Here is a 410-nt window from a genome sequence, read left to right as displayed (position 1 = left end):
CGGCGATGCGCTGGCCGGCCTCGGCGGACTGGGCGCTGGCCGAGCCGAACGGCAGGAAAGTCGCGGCGGCAAGGATCTTCCGCCGCGTCGGCCCGCCGTGACGATGGCTATGGCCATGATCGTGTGGGTCGTCGTGTGGATGCCAGCCGTCATGCGGCATGGCGCGTCAGGTCGAGCCGCGCGGGTATTTCAGCGAGCAGCCGTAGGGGCGCGTCGAGGCCTGGGCGACCGGCTTGCCGGCCAGCACGTCATCGAGCGCCACGCGCACATACTGCGTGGCCTTGGGAATGTCGGCCGGATCGGCCGAGGGGATCGAATCGATGCCGCCTTTGTAGACGAGCGTGCCGGTGGCATCGATCACGTACATGTGCGGCGTCACGGTGGCGCCATAGGCGCGCGCGATCCTGCTT

Annotated in this window: 1 protein-coding gene; it reads right to left on the bottom strand. The window is 69.3% G+C overall.

The genetic code is table 11. From position 1 onward, the window contains the following. Positions 1-166 precede the first annotated feature (166 nt). On the bottom strand, positions 167-410 hold a 244-nt coding region (locus D7Y13_RS43985; protein ID WP_500683212.1), incomplete at its 5' end, for a thioredoxin domain-containing protein.

This window comes from Corallococcus praedator, assembly GCF_003612125.1.
In the GTDB taxonomy this organism is placed as follows: domain Bacteria; phylum Myxococcota; class Myxococcia; order Myxococcales; family Myxococcaceae; genus Corallococcus; species Corallococcus praedator.
This window is presented reverse-complemented; position numbering and strand designations above follow the sequence as displayed.